The following is a 606-nucleotide window of genomic DNA, read 5'->3' as shown; positions in this document are numbered from 1 at the left end:
GCTCGGAAGACCCAAAGCGCATGAGCGTTCGACGACCAACGACGCGAACGCGCGGGTCGCTATTTCCCCGGATGATCGAGCGTCGACTCGGCCGGCTCCGCCGAACCGATGTCAGACCAGTTCCTCGTGTCGTAGCGAAACTCAGCCACCGCGCACGTGGGCATGTCGACGATCTCGCTCGACAGCCGGTGAGCCAGCTCGGTGAACTCGGGGTTGTGGCCGAAGAGGATCACCCGGTCGAGCCTGTTGTCGAGCGCGCGAATGACGGCCAGCAGGCCATCCGCGCTGCTCGCGTACAGCCGATCGTCCACCACGATGTCCTCGCGTTCGCAGCCGAGCTCGTCGGCAATGAGCTGGGCCGTCGTCAGCGCGCGCAGCGCAGGACTCGACAACAGCAGATCGGGCCTGACCTTCCGTTTGGCCAGGCGCTTGCCCATCTGGGGCGCCTCTTTGCGCCCCCGATCGGCCAACGGCCGATCCCGGTCGGACAGGGTCGGTTCGTCCTTGCTCGACTTGGCATGCCTCACGAGAAACAGAGTCTTCATTGCAATGCGGTGTCCAGGTTCCACCGTCACTTTGCCGGATTGCGTAACCCCTTGCCTCATG

At 64.5% G+C, this 606-nt stretch carries 1 protein-coding gene; it reads right to left on the bottom strand.

The genetic code is table 11. The features are described 5' to 3' along the window. Nucleotides 1–59: 59 nt before the first annotated feature. Nucleotides 60–606, bottom strand: a 547-nt coding sequence (locus tag AC1DTW_RS28155) for a SixA phosphatase family protein (protein WP_477985343.1), incomplete at its 5' end; no start/stop codon positions are given.

This window comes from Rhizobacter sp. P5_A1 (genome assembly GCF_056400745.1).
The sequence above is the reverse complement of the archived record's forward strand: the minus strand, read 5'-3'. Positions and strand labels throughout refer to the sequence as shown.